At 66.8% G+C, this 17309-nt stretch carries 13 protein-coding genes; 6 read left to right on the top strand and 7 right to left on the bottom strand.

Annotated features, from left to right (window positions below; genetic code table 11):
• Positions 1-240: 240 nt before the first annotated feature.
• The 6 genes from DFR29_RS18535 to DFR29_RS18510 all read right to left on the bottom strand — a co-directional run bounded on the left by DFR29_RS18535 (position 241) and on the right by DFR29_RS18510 (position 8699).
• Positions 241-3327 carry an efflux RND transporter permease subunit gene (locus tag DFR29_RS18535; protein ID WP_243746104.1) on the bottom strand — a complete coding sequence of 1029 codons (3087 nt, stop codon included), beginning with the start codon at positions 3325-3327 and terminating at the stop codon, positions 241-243.
• On the bottom strand, positions 3324-4454 hold the full coding sequence (locus DFR29_RS18530; protein WP_133820122.1) for an efflux RND transporter periplasmic adaptor subunit: 1131 nt from the start codon (positions 4452-4454) through the stop codon (positions 3324-3326). Before DFR29_RS18530 ends, DFR29_RS18535 begins: the two co-directional genes overlap by 4 nt.
• Before the next feature lie 102 nt (positions 4455-4556).
• Complete coding sequence (locus DFR29_RS18525) at positions 4557-6323, bottom strand: ABC transporter transmembrane domain-containing protein (RefSeq protein ID WP_133820121.1); 1767 nt, start codon at positions 6321-6323, stop codon at positions 4557-4559.
• 88 nt (positions 6324-6411) lie between these two features.
• Complete coding sequence (locus DFR29_RS18520; RefSeq protein WP_133820120.1) at positions 6412-7008, bottom strand: IMPACT family protein; 597 nt, start codon at positions 7006-7008, stop codon at positions 6412-6414.
• A gap of 66 nt (positions 7009-7074) precedes the next feature.
• Entirely contained in the window at positions 7075-8181 is a 1107-nt protein-coding gene (locus DFR29_RS18515; protein ID WP_133820119.1) for a hypothetical protein, read from the bottom strand.
• The gene (locus DFR29_RS18510; protein ID WP_243746103.1) at positions 8178-8699 is read right to left on the bottom strand and encodes an RNA polymerase sigma factor; all 522 of its coding nucleotides are present in this window, start codon (positions 8697-8699) and stop codon (positions 8178-8180) included. Before DFR29_RS18510 ends, DFR29_RS18515 begins: the two co-directional genes overlap by 4 nt.
• Before the next feature lie 378 nt (positions 8700-9077).
• On the opposite strand from DFR29_RS18510, the gene DFR29_RS18505 reads away from it, so the two are divergent.
• The 6 genes from DFR29_RS18505 to DFR29_RS18480 all read left to right on the top strand — a co-directional run bounded on the left by DFR29_RS18505 (position 9078) and on the right by DFR29_RS18480 (position 13418).
• Complete coding sequence (locus DFR29_RS18505; protein WP_133820117.1) at positions 9078-9521, top strand: hypothetical protein; 444 nt, start codon at positions 9078-9080, stop codon at positions 9519-9521.
• 2 nt (positions 9522-9523) lie between these two features.
• On the top strand, positions 9524-9976 hold the full coding sequence (locus tag DFR29_RS18500; RefSeq protein WP_133820116.1) for a hypothetical protein: 453 nt from the start codon (positions 9524-9526) through the stop codon (positions 9974-9976).
• The gene (locus DFR29_RS18495) at positions 9939-10202 is read left to right on the top strand and encodes a hypothetical protein (RefSeq protein ID WP_133820115.1); all 264 of its coding nucleotides are present in this window, start codon (positions 9939-9941) and stop codon (positions 10200-10202) included. Before DFR29_RS18500 ends, DFR29_RS18495 begins: the two co-directional genes overlap by 38 nt.
• A complete protein-coding gene (locus tag DFR29_RS18490; RefSeq protein ID WP_133820114.1) occupies positions 10199-11335 on the top strand; it encodes an AI-2E family transporter in 1137 nt (378 codons plus the stop codon). The genes DFR29_RS18495 and DFR29_RS18490 overlap by 4 nt, the downstream gene beginning before the upstream one ends.
• A gap of 88 nt (positions 11336-11423) precedes the next feature.
• Positions 11424-12569 (top strand): pyridoxal phosphate-dependent aminotransferase, encoded by a 1146-nt coding sequence (locus DFR29_RS18485; RefSeq protein ID WP_133820113.1) that lies wholly within the window; start codon positions 11424-11426, stop codon positions 12567-12569.
• 36 nt (positions 12570-12605) lie between these two features.
• Positions 12606-13418 (top strand): amidohydrolase, encoded by an 813-nt coding sequence (locus DFR29_RS18480; RefSeq protein WP_133820112.1) that lies wholly within the window; start codon positions 12606-12608, stop codon positions 13416-13418.
• A gap of 128 nt (positions 13419-13546) precedes the next feature.
• Here DFR29_RS18480 and DFR29_RS18475 read toward each other — a convergent pair whose 3' ends face one another.
• A complete protein-coding gene (locus DFR29_RS18475; RefSeq protein WP_133820111.1) occupies positions 13547-16993 on the bottom strand; it encodes a S8 family serine peptidase in 3447 nt (1148 codons plus the stop codon).
• Positions 16994-17309: the final 316 nt, after the last annotated feature.

The following is a 17309-nucleotide window of genomic DNA, read 5'->3' as shown; positions in this document are numbered from 1 at the left end:
GTGGAGGGCTATGCTGAATCGGAGCGCTGCGAGTGCGTTGCCGGTCCGCAGCGCGCCAAGCCTATTCCCGCAGTGGGCTGCGCGGCCATGGTGCCGGTGCAATTCGCTTCCGCTCATCGCACCCTACGCAGGCAAGCGGCCGTTGATCGCCTGGCCGCCGGATAGAAACACCCTCCCCTTGAAGGGGAGGGCCAGGATGGTGTTGCTGCCTGCAGCTGCGTCGTTGGTCTTCCGGCCGAATCAGGTATTCGCCGAGGCCGAGCGCATCCCCACCGCCCGCCTGGCGCGGTGGTTGATGCGTTCGCGCAGATCGTCCAGCACCGTATACGCGGCCGGCACCACGACCAGGCTGAGCAGGGTCGAGGTGATCAGGCCGCCGATCACGGCAATCGCCATCGGCGCGCGGAAGCTCGCGTCGGCGCCGAAGCCCAGCGCGATCGGCAGCATGCCGGCGCCCATTGCCAGCGTGGTCATGATGACCGGGCGCGCACGCTTGCGGCAGGCGTCGACCAGGGCGTCGTGCTGGCTGAGACCGTGGTCCTGTTCGGCGATCACGGCGTAGTCGACCAGCAGGATCGAATTCTTGGTCGCGATGCCGATCAGCATCAGCAGGCCGATCAAGGCTGGCAGGGACAGGTAATTGTTGGTCAGCAGCAGCATGCCGAACGCGCCGCCGGCGCACAGCGGTACCGCGACCAGGATGGTCAGCGGCTGCAGTGCGTTGTTGAACAGCAGCAGCAATACGGCGTAGACGCAAAAGATGCCGGTGCCCATGGCAACAAGAAAACCCAGGAACAATTCCACGAAGATTTCCGCATCGCCGGTATTGCCCATCTTCACGCCGGGCGGCAGCTGCTTGAGCGAAGGCAATTGCTCGATCTCGGCCATGACTTCGCCCAGCGGGCGGCCGTTGAGCTCCACGTTCATGGTGACGTTGCGCTGGCGGCCGTAGCGGTCGATCTGTGCCGGACCGCTGTCGAGACGGATATCTGCCACCGCTGCCAGGGCGACCGGCCCGTCGCGGCCGGGTACGCGCAGCAGGGAAATCAGCGCGGGCTGGTCCAGATTGTCTTCGGCGATGCGTACGCGGATCGGAATCTGCCGCTCTGGCAGGTTGAGCTTGGCCAGGCGCTGGCGGAAATCGCCGGCGGTGGCGATACGCGCCGCTTCGGCAATATCGGCGGTGGCGACGCCGAGGTCGGCGGCGCGCAGGGGATCGGGCGTGATCACCACTTCGGGCCGCAGCAGTGATGCGGTCGAAGTGACGCTGCCCAGTCCTTTGAGGTTGCGCAGGTCGCGCTCCAGCGCCTGGCTGGCCTCGGCCAGCAGGCGCGGATTGTCGCCGGCCAGTACCAGCTGCAGCAGTTCGCCCGGTTCGCTGCTGATATAGCTGACGCGCACGCCGGGCAGGTCGGACAGGCGTGCACGCACTTCGCGTTCCAGCACTTTCTGGTGGCGTTCGCGCTCGGCCGGCTTGCCCCAGTCCAGCGTCAGCGTGGCCTTGCGCACGTCGCCGACCAGGGCCTGGTTGGGATCGCCCATATCGAGCACGCCGCCGATGGCGGTATACACGCGCTTGAGTTCGGGCAGATCGGCCAGCCTGGCGCGGGCCAGCTCGGCCACTTCGCGCGTTTCTTCCAGGTTGGCACCGGGCGGCAGTTCCAGGCTCAGGTTGCTGCGGCCCAGATCGGCCGGCGGGATGAAGGTGGCGGGAATCAGAGGCACGATCGCCAGCGAGGCGATGAACAGGCCGAAGGCCAGCCACAAGGTGCGTGTACGGTGCGCGAGTGCACTTTCCACCAGGCGCAGATACCAGCGCATCAGGCGGCCTTCCTTTTCCTCGTGTACTTCGGGCTTGAGCAGGTAGGCCGCCATCATTGGCGTGAGCAGGCGCGCCACCAGCAGCGAGAACAGCACCGCCGTGGCGGCAGTCCAGCCGAATTCGCGGAAGAACTTGCCCGGAATGCCTGGCATGAACGCGACCGGCACGAATACTGCGGCCAGGGTCAGCGAGGTGGCGATCACCGCCAGGCCGATTTCATCGGCGGCATCGGTCGCGGCTTCCTGCGGCGATTTGCCCAGGCCCAGGTGGCGCACGATGTTTTCCACTTCGACGATGGCGTCGTCGACCAGGATGCCGACCACCACGGCCAGCGCCAGCAAGGTGATCATGTTCAGGCTGAAGCCGAACCAGTGCATTACGGCAAACGTGGGAATAATGGACAAAGGCAGGGCGAGCGCCGAAATCCAGGTCGCCCGCCAGTCGCGCAGGAACAGCCAGACCACCAGCACGGCGAGCAGGGAGCCTTCCCACAGCATGGTCATGGACGAGGAATACGAGGCTTCCGCTTCCTCGACGGTGGAGCTGACTTCGGCGAAACGCAGGTTGGGATAGGTCTTCCCCAGCTCGTCGACTTTGGCGCGCACGGCGCGGCCGACGCCGACTTCGCTGGAGCCGCGCGTACGCGTGATGGCAAAACCGACAGCGGGCTTGCCGTCGAGCAAGGCCAGCTGGCGCTGCTCCGCGGCACCGTCGCGGATCTCGGCCAGGGCCGACAGCCTGACCTGGCGTCCGTCGGGCAGGGCGATGGGCATGTCGCGCAGCTGGCTGACCGCATCGACCGTGCCGACCGTGCGCACCACCTGTTCGTTGCCGCCCCAACTGGCCTTGCCGCCGGGCATTTCCACTTGTATGCGCGCCAGTTGCAGCGATACGGCGCCAGCGGTGATGCCGTGCGCTTCCAGTGCGCCGGGCTTCAGATCGATGCGCACTTCGCGGTCGACGCCGCCAGTGCGCTTGACCTGGCCGACGCCGGGCACGCTGAATAAGGCCTTGGTCACCGCATCGTCGACGAACCAGCTCAGCTCGTCCGGCTTGAGCGTATCCGACGCCACGGTGAAGCTGAGCATGGCGCCGCCGACCATGTTGACCTTGGCGACGACGGGTTCTTCGATGTCCTGCGGCAAGTCGATGCGGATGCGCGTGATGGCGTCGCGCACTTCGTCCAACGCTTCGTTCAGATCGCGGCCGAGTTCGAATTCGATGCGCGTGTTCGACACGCCTTCGTTGACCGTGGAAACCAGCTTGTCGATATCGGCCAGGCTGGCGACGGCGTCTTCGACCTTGCGCGTGACTTCGGTTTCCATCTGGCTGGGCGCGGCGCCGGGCAGGGTGACGGTGACCATCACCATTGGCAGGGAAATATCCGGGAAACGCGAGATGGCCAGGCTGCGGAAACCGGCCACGCCGGCGGCGCAGAGCAGGATGAACAGCAGGATCGACGGCAATGGTCGGCGTATGGCCCAGGCGGAGATATTGATGCTCATGGTGCGGCCGTCCCGCTCTGGGCCGGGACGATGCGTACGCGGTCGCCTTCGCTGAGGAAACCGGCACCGCGGGCGACTACCGCCTGGTCGGCGGCCAGGCCGCTGACGATCTCGATCTGGCTGCCGTCGACGCGGCCGATTTCCACGCGCTGGCGCGTCACGCGCTGCTGTTCGCCGACGCGGAACACATAGGAATGGCCGTCGCGCTGCACTACGGCGGCCAGGGGCAACAGCAGTGCAGGCGTTTCGCCCAGCAGCAGTTCGCCCTGGGCAAACATGCCGGCGCGCAGCTTGCCCGGATCGGCCAGGCTGGCGTAGACCACGCCGGTGCGGCTGGCGCTGTCCACGGCGGTGGCGATACGGCGCACGCGCGCCTGCGCCTGGCTGCCGTCGGGCGAGTTCACAATGACAGAAGTGCCTTCCTCTACCCGTATCAATTCGGCCTCGGGCAGGTTGCCGCGCCATTCCAGCCGGCTCTGGCGGATCAGGCGCAGCAGTTCCGCGCCGGAGGAGACCACCTGGCCGGGCTGCACGTCGCGGCGCGAGATGGCGCCGTCGTCGGGCGCACGCAGTTCGGCAAAGCTCAGGCGCAGCGCCACGGCTTCGCGCTGCGCCTTGGCCGAAGCGAGGCGCGCTGTTGCCTGGGTGGCTGCGCCCCACATTTCGTCGGCGTCGCGCGCGCTGATCAGGCCTTTTTCGCGCAGCGCGCCCATGCGCTGGTTGTTGCGCTGGGCCACGGCCAGCGCAGCCTCGGCCTCGGCCACGGCGGCATCGGCCTGGCGCTGGTCGGAGGCGAGCGTGCGCGTGTCAAGGCGCAGCAGTACCTGGCCTTTGCGCACGTTTTCGCCCACGTCCACCAGCACTTCGGCGACGCGCACGCCGGACAGTTCGACGCCGAGCAGCATTTCTTCCTGCGCGGCAATGGCGCCGGAGGCGACCAGGCGGCGCTGCAGTGCGCGCGCCTGCGGTTTGACCAGCTCGACGCTGAGGCTGGCGCTGCCGCCGTCATCGGCGGGTGCCGCCGCGGCTTTGGCAGTTTCGGGGTCCGATTTACAACCGCCCAGGGCGATCAGCCCGGCCAGGCACAGGGCCCAGGGCAGGCGGTGGTGCAGCAGATGCGTTGACATGGAATAGGCTCGATAGTGGAAATGGGTAATCCGGCGCCGATGGCTGCCTGGATGAATGACAGGGCTACCGTGCGACTGCGGCGCGACCCGCGCGCGGCGGCTTCAGGTGGCGAATTGCAGGCGGGCCAGCTCGGCATACAGGCCGTCCTGTCGCAGCAGTTCCTCGTGCCGGCCCTGGGCGACGATGCGGCCGCCGTCGAGCACGACAATGCGGTCGGCCTGTTGCACCGTGGCCAGGCGGTGGGCGATGACGATGGTGGTGCGGCCGCGCATGAGGTTGTCCAGCGCGCCCTGGATCGCCGCCTCGGACTGGGCGTCGAGATTGCTGGTGGCTTCGTCCAGCAGCAGGATGGGTGAGTCCTTGAGCAGCGCGCGGGCGATGGCGATGCGCTGCTGCTGGCCGCCGGACAGGCGCACGCCGCGCTCGCCCAGGTAGGTGGCGTAGCCTTCGTTCTGCGCACTAAGGAATTCGTGCGCCTCGGCAGCGCGGGCGGCGGCTTCGACCTGGGCGGCGCTGGCGTCGACACGGCCGAAGCGGATGTTGTCCTGCGCACTGGCGCCGAAGATGACGGTGTCCTGCGGCACCAGCGCGATCGCGCCGCGCAGCTCGGGCAGGGCCAGCGCGCGCAGGTCGCGGCCGTCGATGCGCACGCTGCCGGACTGCGGGTCGTAGAAGCGCAGCAACAATTGGAAAACGGTGCTTTTGCCGGCACCCGAGGGGCCGACCAGGGCGATCGTCTCGCCCGGCTGCACGCGCAGGCTGAAATCGTGCAGCGCGGCGGTGTCCGGGCGCGAGGGATAGCGGAATTCGACATGGTCGAACTCGATCGCGCCGCGCGCCGGCTGGTCCAGCGCCGCCGGCTGTGCCGGCGAGACGATCTGCGCCGGCGTGGCGATGAGTTCCATGATGCGTTCCAGCGCGCCGGAAGCACGCTGCACCTCGCCCCAGACTTCGGTCAGCGCACCGACCGAACCGCCGGCCATGACGGCGTACAGCACGAACTGGCTCAGGATGCCGGGCTTGATCTCGCCGGCCAGTACCGCCTTGGCGCCAACCCAGAGCACCAGCACGATGGCGCCGAATACCAGCAGTATGGCCAGCGCGGTGAGCGCGGCGCGCATGCCGATGCGGCGGCGAGCGCTGGAGATGCCACGATCGATCGCTTCGCCGTAGCGGCGCTTTTCGGTCGGCTCGCGGGCGTAGGCCTGTACCGCGTGCACGGCGTTGAGGGTTTCGTTGGCGACGGCGGACGCGTCGGCGATGCGGTCCTGGTTTTCCTTCGACAGTTTCTGCAGGCGGCGTCCGCCCAGCACCATCGGCAGGATCACCAGCGGAATGACCAGCGCGGCGTACGCCGCCAGGCGCGGGCTGGTCCAGACCAGGGCGACCGACGCGCCAACCATGGTCGCGGCGCTGCGTACTGCCACGGACAGGCTGGAGCCGACCACGATCTGCACCAGCTCGCTGTCGGCGGACAGGCGCGACGTGAGTTCGCCGACGCGGGTGCGTTCAAAGAAGGTCTGGTCCAGCGTAAGCAAATGGTTGTACAGGCGCTGGCGCAGCTTCGCGACGACGCGCTCGCCCAGCAGGGCGACGCAGTAGTAGCGCGCGGCGGTGGCGATGGCCAGAACCACGGCGACGCCGAACAGGGCGAGAAAACTGGCGTTGATGCTGGCGGCATTGGCGTCGGCAAAGCCGGCGTCGATCATGTGGCGTACGGCCACCGGCAGCGACAGGGTGGCCGCCGAGGAAATCACCAGGAACACGATCCAGCCTGCTACCAGCCCGTTCTGGCCGCGCAGCAGCGGCAGGATCAGGCGTAGCGAGCCCAGGCTGCGGCGCGGCGTTGCAGGTGCGGTGTCGGTCATCGCGGAGAATCCATTCCTGGGGCCGACACGGTCGGCGAGCTAGCGGGCGGGACAGAGCCTGATGGTCATGGAGACGGTAGCAGCGGATTCAATCGCTGCGTTTCAACTGGCTGCGGCCGCGGGTGAGATCGGCCAGCCAGAGGCGCAGCGACTCTATGCGAGGATCGGGCAAGGCAAGGCGAAGACGCGCCCCGTCGCTGAGGAAGTGTTCATCCAGGCAGTCTGCCTCGAACTCGTTTAAGCGCGCTTTAAGCAGGGCGAGGTGGGCGAAGGGCAGGTCGAACTCCACCGCAGACTTCTGCACCAGCGGCGTGCGCTCGGCCTGGCGCAGGCATTCGGCGGCAACACCGCCATAGGCGCGGATCAGTCCGCCGGCACCGAGCTTGATGCCACCGTACCAGCGCGTCACCACCAGCATCACCTGGTCGAAGCCCTGGCCGTCGATGGCCTGCAGTATCGGTTTGCCAGCGGTGCCGGCCGGTTCGCCGTCGTCGGAAAAGCGGTATTGCTGGCCGATGCGGTAAGCCCAGCAATGATGGGTGGCCGGAGTCTTGGCGATCTGTTCCAGCCAGGCCAGCGCCTCGGCCGGTGCGGCGACGGCACTGGCCTGACAGAGGAAGCGGCTTTTCTTGATGTCGAGCAGCGCCTGCGCCGGTTGCGCAAGCGCGCATAGCGCGGTGGTCATGCGCGGATTATCGGCGATGCGACGCGCGTCTGCGGCGGGTAGTGCCGGCGCGAGTCGCCGTGCTGCTCAGCGCAGGTCGCGCAGGTCTTGCGGCAGGGCGAATTGCGGATGCTTGCGCTTGAACAGGTCGAGGTTCTCCAGCGCTTCCTCGCGCTGGTTGTCGCGCAGCAGGCTGCGGATGGCGATGACCCAGTCGGCCGGCGCCAGCTTGGCATTGCGCTGCAGCGCAGCCGAGCGGTTCATGCTGCCGGCACCGGCGGCGGCGCTTTCCGCGGCCGGCCGGGGAGCACGGGCGGCGGGCTTGGCGGCGGCAGGCTGGACCTTGCCGTCGTCGCCGGCGTTGAGGCCGTATTCGTCCCGGCGCGAGCCGGAAGCCAGGGCGGCCTTGCGCTCGACCGAGTTGTAGTCGCGTACTTCGCGATCGGCGAACGGTTCCGGCTGTTGCGGACTGGCAGCATCTTTTGCTTTGGCCAGTTCGCGCTTGTCGGCGCTTTGCGCCTGGGCTTCGAGCAGGCGCGCGTCCAGGGCCTGGTCGACAGGCATAGGTTTCGCCGCCGTGACCGCTGCGGCTGCTTCGAACTCGGCAGTTTCGCCCTTGGACAGTTCGTCTGCCTTGACGACTTCGACGCTACGGCGCAGCGGCGCGGTCGAGGCGCGGCTGCGCGCTGCGGCGGCTGGCGGTGATGGTGGCGGTGGTGCGGGCATCGACGCAGCGGGCGGCGGTGTTGCTGGCGGCGACGCCGCGAGATTGGCGGACGCGACTGCCGCTTCGGCGGGCGGCAGCGCCACGGCAGGCAGCGGCTCGGGCGTGGTGATGGCGGTGATGGGAATGACGTCGCGCTCGGCCTGGGCGGTGCTGGCCGGCGCACGCAGCGCTTCGGCCGGTCCCTGCTGCATGCCTTGCATCTGCCAGGCAATACCGGCGGCGAGTACAAGTCCGGCAGCACTGCTCAGGCCTACCAGCCACCAGGGGCGGCGATGGCGCTGGTTGGCATGGCGCAGGGCGTTGACGCGTTGCGGTTCCACAGCGGTGCGGGCCAGGTTGAGCACGGCTGCATCGAGCTTGGCATCGGGCTCGGCCTGGGGCAGGCGCCGGTACAGGCGTGCCAGTTCCGATTCCTCGCCGGCGAGGAAGGCTTCGAATTCGCGCTCGTGGTGGTTTCTCTGTGTCATTCGGCAAACCTTGCGCGGATCTTCGCGAACGCATAGCGCAGACGCGATTTCACCGTTTCCTGTCCAGCTCCGGTTACTTCGGCGATTTCTTCCAGCCCGAGTCCGTTCTCCATGCGCAGCACGAACGCGGTACGTTGCTCGTCGGGCAGGTCTTCCAGCGCCAGCTGCAGGCGGCGCCGCTGCTCGAATTCGCTCAGGACCCGGTCCGGCCGCTCCGCCTCGGGCGCATCCAGCTGGCGGAATACCAGTTCGGTTTCCTCGGCCCCGGCATGGGGTCTATGGCGGCGCAGCAGGTCGATCGCAAGGTTGTGCGCGATCTGCAGCAGCCAGGTGGTGAATTTGGCCTCGGGCCGGTAGCGCTCGCGTGCCACGATGACGCGGCTCCAGGTTTCCTGGAACAGCTCGTCGGCACTGGCGCGTTCGCGGCAGTGGCGCAGCAGGAAGCGGTACAGGGTGCCTCGATGGCGCGTGTACAGGGCTTCGAACGCGTGCGCGTCGCCGCGGCCATAGGCCAGCATCAATTCTTCGTCCGTACACTCCTCCCTCATGGGGCCGCAGGGTAAGCGATCACTGCAACAACGTCATCCGTCCGGGAAACAGTGAGCGACTCGGAATTTGCTTTTGATGCGCAAGCCCCTCGATCCGAGGGATGGCCCCACCCCTGCAGCGCAAGGGTTTGGCCCGGTGGCGGTGCAAGCAGCCGCGGCGACAATGGTCATGCCGGGATACTTGTGCAGGCCTTCCTTGGCCCGGGGAGCTGCAACGGCGTCTGTGCAGGCGCGGGGTTTGACGCCATCGCGACCTTGTCCGCCTGATACTCTGCTAGGTAGCCGGCCGGCGCTGTACCCGCGCCAGCTGTGCTCGCCTTATCTCTCTTCTCAACACGGATGCTGATCATGGCCCCTACCGAAAAGTCGTCCATGCGCAAGGCTGCGCCTGCGCCGGAAGCCGATAGCCTTGAAGCCGATGTCGAAGCGGTGATCGAGGCGGCGGTAACGCCGTCGCCCGCCGAGGCCATCCACGAATTGCGCGACAGCGTAGGCCGGGCCTGGTCGGAGGCGCGCGACAGCGTCAGCGGCCTGGGCGTGAAGCTGGGCCAGCGCGCGCGCAACGTGCGCGACGAAACGCGCCAGGCCGCCAGCGATACGCGCGAGTCCTTCGACGATGCGGTCAGCGAAATGGGCGAGCTTGGCGAGGAAATTGCCGAAGACGCGATGGAACTGGGCCGTTCCATCGGCGTGAGCGTGTCGCAGTTCGTACGCCGCCATCCGGTGCGTTCGGTCGCGATTGCCGCGGTGGCCGGTGCCCTCGCCGCGCATCTGCTGCGCCGGCGCCGCTGAACATGGACGAGACAGCCGCAGGCGACGACGCTCCGCGCCGCCGCCGTCGGCGCTTGCCTGCAGGCCTGTTCGGCCGGCTGGGCCGCTGGTTCGTGCTGGGCACGGAGGTGCGCGATGCAGCAATCGCCTTGTTGCGTGCCGAAGCGCGCCTGGCGCGGGCGGCGCTGCCGCTGTTGCTGCTCTGGCTGGGTATTGTCTGTATTGCCGGCGTGTTGTTTCTGGCCACGTTGTGGGGCGGTGCCATGTTGCTGCTGTACCGCTGGACCGGATCGATAGCAGCGGCGCTGTTATGGCTGGGCGCGGGCAGTGCAGTCTTGCTGGCGCTGGCCGGCTGGTATCTGCGCCAGATGCTGCGCGCCGCGAGTTTTGTCGAGTCGCGCCGGCGTGTCGTGCAATGGCTGGAAAGGAGCGAGCCGCATGATGGGGATAAGCAAGCTGCAGCACCAGGTGAATGATTCGGCACTGCGCCTGGACAAGGCGCTGGTCGAAGTCGGTGGCGAAGCGAACAAGGTGAAACGCACGGCGCGCGTGTTGCCGGCCGGGCTGCTGCTCGGCCTCGGCGTGGCCGGCGGCTTCCTGCTGATGGTGATGCCCAAGCATCTTCGGGGCAGCGTGCTGCTTAGCCTGGGCAAGTTTGCCCTGAACCGGCTGTTGCCGCTGCTGTCCGAGCTGCGCCAATGAACGAACCGCGCTGGTGGCGCATGCGCTGGCATTGGGTCGAACCCCAGGCAGGAGAAACGACTGCCGCGCTGGACGAGGAAGCGCGCCTGGGTGCGAACCACCAGCAGCGCCAGATAGCTTCGCTGCGGCTGACCCTGGTCTGGCTGTCGCTGCTGGCGACGGTTACGGTGATGTACCTGGCCAAGGCACTGCTGGTGCCGGTGCTGCTGGCGGTATTCCTGGCGCTGTCGCTGAATCCGCTGGTGGCCAGTCTGTCGCGGCGCTGGCTGCCGCGCGCGCTGATCGCTTTCCTCGTCATGTTTGCCGGTACTGCCGTGGTTGCGCTGGTTGCGGTCGCGGTAGTCGAGCCGGCGCGGCATTGGATAGAACGCGCGCCCGAGGCGGCGCGCCTGCTTACGCCGCGCATGCGCGCGGTAACCCAGCAGATCGAGGCGGCCGGGCGTGCTACCCGGTCGATGATGGGCACGCGCAACGCCAGCCCGGATGCCGAGCCGCCAGTGCTGATCGACATATGGGGCACGGTGGCGGCGGCGCCGCGTCTGGTGGTTGCGCTATTCAGTGTTTTTTTACTTATTTATTTTTTCCTTGTGTACGGCGAGGCACTGCTGCGCCGTGGCGTCAGCCTGACTTCGTCGCAGGCTTCACGGCGCAATGCGGTCGACATCGTGCGGGTGATGCAGCACGAGATTTCGCGCTACCTGTTCACCACCACCGCCATCAATACTCTGGTCGGCATCGGCGCCACGGCGATCGCGTTCGGCGCCGGCATTCCCGATCCGCTGCTCTGGGGCGTTATTGCCTTATTGCTGAATTTCATTCCCTATTTCGGCCCGCTGTGCATGACCTTGCTGTTTGCGGTGCTGGGCCTGCTGAGCTTTGCCAAGCTCGGTCCGGCGCTGACGCCGGCCGGTCTGTTCGCCAGCCTGGTCATCGTCGAAGGCCAGTTCCTCACGCCGCTGGTGCTGGGGCGACGCCTGCAAATCAATCCGCTGATGATCCTGCTCTGGCTGATGCTGCTGGGCTGGCTCTGGGGGGCGATCGGCATCGTCATCGCGGTGCCGCTGCTGGTGGCGCTGAAGATCGTGGCGCAGCGGGTGGAAGGCTGGGATTGGTTCGCCCGGCTGGTCGGCTGAGGCTGGGGCACCAGCTCCCTGGCGCGCGGAGGCGGCCCGGCTGGCATGCTACCATCGGCGTTCATTTGGCCGTCCAAACGGATAGACGATGCAGATCCAGACCAAGCTGCCCAAGGTAGGCACCACCATCTTCACGGTGATGAGCCAACTGGCCCAGCAGCACAATGCGGTGAACCTCGGCCAGGGCTTTCCGGATTTCGACGGTCCGCAATCGCTGCGCGATGCGCTGGCCGCGGCGATGAACAGCGGCAAGAACCAGTACGCGCCGATGACCGGCATCGCGCCGCTGCGCGAACAGATCGCTGCCAAGACCGAAGCGCTTTACGGGCGCAAGGTCAATGCCGATGCGGAAGTGACGGTGACGTCAGGCGCGACCGAGGCCATCTTCGCGGCCATCGCCGCGGTGGTGTGTCCCGGCGACGAAGTGATCGTGCTCGATCCCTGCTACGACTGCTACGAACCGGCGATCGATCTGGTCGGCGGACGTGCGGTGCATATTCCGCTGACGCTGCCCGATTTTTCCGTCGACTGGCAGCGCGTCAAGGACGCAGTGACGCCGATGACGCGCGTGATCATGGTGAATACGCCGCACAACCCTTCCGGCGCCGTATTCAGTGCGGCCGATCTGGATACGCTGGCGGAAATCACCCGCGGCACGCAAATCCTGGTCATCTCCGACGAAGTCTACGAGCACATCGTGTTCGACGACCTGCCGCACCAGAGCGCACTGCGCCATGCGGAACTGGCCGAACGCAGCTTCGTCGTCTCCTCTTTCGGCAAGACCTACCACTGCACCGGCTGGAAGGTCGGCTATTGCATCGCACCGCGCGCACTGAGTGCAGAATTTCGCAAAGTACACCAGTACCTGACCTTCTGTACTTTCGGTCCGGCGCAGTGGGCGTTTGCCGACGTGCTGGCCAATGATCCGCAGCATTACCTCGATCTGCCGGCGTTCTACCAGCACAAGCGCGACCGCTTCCGCGAGCTGCTGGCACCGACCAAATTCCAGCTGCTGCCGGTAAGCGGTGCCTATTTCCAGCTGGTCGACTATACCGCGCTGAGCGACAAGGACGACCTGGGTTTCTGCGAATGGCTGGTGCGCGAAGCCGGTGTCGCGGCGATTCCGGTGTCGGCCTTCTACGAGACTGCACCGGATGCGCGAATCATCCGCTTCTGCTTCGCCAAGAGCGATGCCACCCTTGCCGCAGCGGCCGAGCGCCTGGCCAAGCTTTGAATTTTCGAGTGAATTTTCACTGATCCGGACCTGCTCATGAGCGAATCCAAACAAGCGCTGCGCGTCTCCGTCGTGCAAGGCGATACGCGCTGGCACGACGCCGCGGCCAACCGCGACTACTACGGCGAAAAGGTGCTGGCGCTGAAAGGGCAGAGCGACCTGATCGTACTGCCGGAAACCTTCACCAGCGGCTTCACCAACGAAACCCTGGGCAATGCCGAGGACATGGACGGCGACAGCCTGAAATGGCTCAGGACGATCGCAGCCCAGGCCGATGCCGTGGTAACCGGCAGCCTGGTCACGCGGGTCGGCGACAAATGCGTCAACCGGCTGGTGTGGATGCGACCCGACGGCAGCTTCGAGCTGTACGACAAGCGCCACCTCTTCCGCATGGCACGCGAGCACGAGCGCTACGCCGGTGGCGATACGCGCCTGATCGTCGAGCTGAAGGGTTGGCGCATCTGTCCGCTGATCTGCTACGACCTGCGTTTCCCGGTGTGGATACGCAATCGCTACGGCAACAGCGTGGCCGGGCGTTTCGACTACGACCTGGTGCTGTTCGTGGCGAACTGGCCCAGCCCGCGCCGCTACGCCTGGCAGACCTTGCTGCGCGCGCGCGCGATCGAGAACCTGAGCTATTGCATCGGCGTCAATCGCGTCGGCACTGACGGCAATGGCCTGAGCTATGCAGGCGACAGTGTGGTGCTGGATTTTCTCGGCCAGCCGCTGGTGGAACTGGGCGCCAGCGAACTCACCGCGACCGCCACGCTGGACCCGGCTGCGCTGGACGCGCATCGGGAACGCTTTCCCGCCTGGATGGATGCGGACGCGTTCGAGTTGGTGCAGTAAGGATAACTGCGTAGCCGCGACCACCGCGGCGGCAGCGCCAATTGGAACGGTTTTGACGAACCCAAAAGGAAGGCCGCCAGGAGGCGGCCTTTTTTACGCTGCCGGCAAGCCAGCACTGCATTTGCTGCTTACGGTTCGAAGCTGTTGCGGAAGATCTGGTCCACGGGGGCGGCTGAGCAGCCCTGTACCTTGACGTCGTCGACGTACCAGCCATGCGGCGCCAGGCCGACGCTGCTGTCGGAGGAGACGCGGAAGCGGAAGCGCACGGTCTGGCCGGCGTAGCTGTTCAGATCGACCACCGACTTCTTGTAGGCGCGTGCGCCACACCAGGCTTGCAGGCCGTTGCCCGGACCGTCGTTGAGCGCACCGGTATACGGGTCGGTCAGCAACTGCGCGTTCGGTACCTGGGTCCAGCTGGAGCCATCGTTGGTGGAGACTTCGAGAAGGCCGCCATCCCAGCAGCCGCCGGCCGTGCGCGGTTCCAGATTGAGGTCGCTCTGGAAGCTCAGGGTAAGCGGCGACTGGCCGGCCGGCAGGGTGATGGCCGGCGAGATCAGGCGCTGGTCGCTGGTGCTGGCGAGGTCGGCCGCGAGCCACGACTTGGTCGGCGAGAACGGCCGTGCCGTGCTGACTGCCCAGGTCGAGGCACCGGTGCTGCCGGTGGTGGCCCAGGTGCTCATGTCGCCCTCGATGTCGTTGCTGAACACGAGGTTCGGCGTCTGCGTGTCAGCGCAATCGCCTGGTGCCGGCGCGGTCTTGAAGGTGAACACGGGGGCGTTGGCGCTGGTGCCGCAGATATTGGCCGCACGTACGCGCCAGTAGTAGCGCGTGTTGCTGTTGAGCGCTGGCGCGACAGTCACTGAGCTCGCCGTACCGATCACGTTCTGGGTGAAGACGATGGCGCCGAAGGCTGCATCGGTCGCCACTTCCACCGTGTAGTTCCTGGTCTGGGCCGAGGCCGACCAGCTCAGGGTGGGGGTTGCAGCAACCAGGGTGGCATTGTCGGCCGGCGCGGTCAGGGCCGGCACAGCCGGCGTCACGGTCGCCAGTACAAGACTCAGCGGCAAGCTCTGGTTGCCGCTGGCCGAGCTGGCATCGACGTTCATGACGTAGCTTCCCGCCGCTGCGCTGCCCGGCGCGAACGTCGCGGTCGCGGAATTGCCCGGCACGACGCTGGCCGGGGACACGTTGAGTGTGGCGCCGGCCGGTACGTTGCTGGTGGTCAGGGCGACCGGGGTGTTATAGCCCAGGATGCTGCCGACATTGATCGTAGATGCCGCGCCGGCGGGCGCACACACTTCCATGGCGCTGGGTGTGGCGGCGAGGCTGTAGTTCGACACCAGCGAGCAGTTATCGCAGATCAGGGCGAAATCCTGGTCGGTTGCGTCGCCCGTGCCGGGCACGCCGTCGCCGGGCAGGGCGGTGGCGCGCACCCGGACCGTGAGCGAGCCGCTCGTGCCGGCCGGCAGGAACACATTTTCCAGGTTGTTCTTCGCGTCTGCCGTGCCGCCAGTGGTGGAGACTCCGGCAGCCATCACGTTGCCTTTGTACAGATTGGCGCCATTGTCGACTTCGAGATCGAGATCGTTGACGAGCGCCGGGCTGGCGCCGACCGCGCCGGGAGCATCGGTCCAGGCCAGGCTGATGCGTACTGGCCTGGTCGGATCGGAAATGCCGACCGAGAGCACGTGCGCATCGCCGGCGTTGTCGAGAATTACCGTCTGGTCGAGCATCTGCCGCGGCACCCCGCCGCCCGTGGTGCGCGGCAGGTTGATGCGACCCCAGCCTTCGTTGTTGTTCGGTACGTCGGCGGCGGTCATGTCGATCGCGCCGTTGATGAGTAGCGCCTTGGCCATGGCCGGGCTGAACGTCGCGCCGGCGTGGTTGCCGCGCCACCACTGGGCCAGGATGGCGAGAGTGCCGGAGACCTGGGGCGCAGCCATGCTGGTGCCGCTGCAATTGGAGTAGTAGCCGTTGGTGCCCGCGATGGGCGTGCCGCACTGGGTGGCGCCCGCGCGGCGGCGGGTCGAGGCAATGGTCTCGCCCGGTGCGGCGATGGTCGGCAGCACGCGGCCGTCGAGTGCGGGGCCGCGGCTGGAGAAGCCCGACACGTTGCCGATGGCGCCGGCGCGGAAATTCAGCGACGACGCGGTCGTGATCGGGTTCTTCGCCTCCTTCGGCGCGGTGATCGTGCTTGCGCCCGGGCCGCCGTTGCCGGCCGAGAATGCGATGATGAACGGCTGGTTGCCGGCTGCATCGAAGTCGCCGTCGCGAATCATCATGTCGAACGTGCGCTCGCTGGCCTGGTAGCCGTGCGGCGCTGGTTCGCCCGTATGCCAGCTCGCATTCATGCCGATTGCGTTGCCGCTCAGCGAAGTCTTGGACAGGCTCTGCCAGCCACCGTCCGGCGGCCAGGCCGCGCCGGTGCACACGGCGTAGATCGATGCGCCGGTCGCCAGGCCCTGGCCGTAACGGAAGCCGTTGGCATCGTCTTCGTCGACGGTGGCGTCGCCGCCGTCGCCGATCGCCATGCCGGCGATGATGCCGGCCACATGCGTTCCGTGGCCGCCGCCGGCTTCGTCGTCGCCGTTCGGCGCGGCGCAGCCCGGATAGCTGAAGCCGCCGACGATGCGCGGTGACAGATCCGGATGGCCGAGATCGACGCCTGTATCCACGACCGCCCAGGTCGCGCCGTTGCCGTTGAAGCCGAAACCGGCGAGCCAGGGCACGTAGCCGGTCTGCGGCTGGTTGGCGGCGTTGTAGTTGCCGGCCACGATCTGCGCGGCCATTTCGTCTTCATAGCGGATGGTCGGACTGGCATAGGCCAGCGCGAGCACCTGCGGCAGCCGCGCGATATCGGCCAGCCTGTCCGCGTCGACCTCGATCCAGGCGTCGAAGAAGGCCTTGTCGGGCTGCGCCGGAGCGTGGGTCAATACCCGGGCGCCCAGTTTTTCCAGTGCGCCGACGACGCCGGCGACATCGCCATTGTTATAGAAATGCACATCGACGTTGGCAATGCGTCCGCGCCGTCCGTGCAGGTCCGGATTGATCTTGTAGTCGGCGAGGAAGCCGCCCTGCCAGCGCACGTGCGGCAGGCTGACGGTTTCCGCGACATTGTCGATCAGGCCCCAGACCAGATAGGTTTCGCCGGGGTAGTACTGCAGAACGCGCAGGCCACGTTGTTGCAGCGCCTCGCGCCAGGAATCCTTGATCGGGGCGTCGAACTGCACCAGGTGCAGGCCTTCGCCGGCAGTGGTGGTCGGGAAGAATCCGTTGCCGATGCGCGCCGGATCCTGCAGCGGATCGAAGTCGACCTGGTTGAAGCGGATGCGGCCGGCGTCGGCGAGGATGCGGGCGCGGTCGGTGCTGGCGACCAGCTTGTCTGCGTCGGCGCGGCTCAGCTCGAGGATCTGGAAACTGGCATAGGCCTCGCGCTTGAGCGGCGTGATCGACAGGGCCTCGAGGCTGTTGCGGGCAGCATGATCGAGTCGGACACGTACGCTATCGGCGGCAAGAGCGGTGACGCTGCTGCCAATCAATGCGGCGAGCAGGGCGATATACAGGGGTTTGCGCATTTAGGTCATCCCGGGCAAGGGCAGGTGGATGAATGTCGCGGCGCGCAATGGCCTGCGCATCAGCTTCCTTGGTCTGCCGGACGGGCCGCTGCTCCGCCGCCTGTGCCTCGGGGTGAAGCACTGCTTCAGTCGCCCGGCAGACTGGCATCGACTCTAGGAGGATGCGGGTAGGCCAGGGGCGACCATACGTTGGTTGGCTTATGCGTTTCGTGCCAACAGAATGTACATTCTGGAATGTTTGCGCAGTGAGTGCGCATGCGTACGTCATTTTGAAGACGTGTGGTTTATAGAAAATTGGATTATTTACGCATCTAAA

The organism is Tahibacter aquaticus (genome assembly GCF_004363655.1).
GTDB lineage: Bacteria > Pseudomonadota > Gammaproteobacteria > Xanthomonadales > Rhodanobacteraceae > Tahibacter > Tahibacter aquaticus.
The sequence above is the reverse complement of the archived record's forward strand: the minus strand, read 5'-3'. Positions and strand labels throughout refer to the sequence as shown.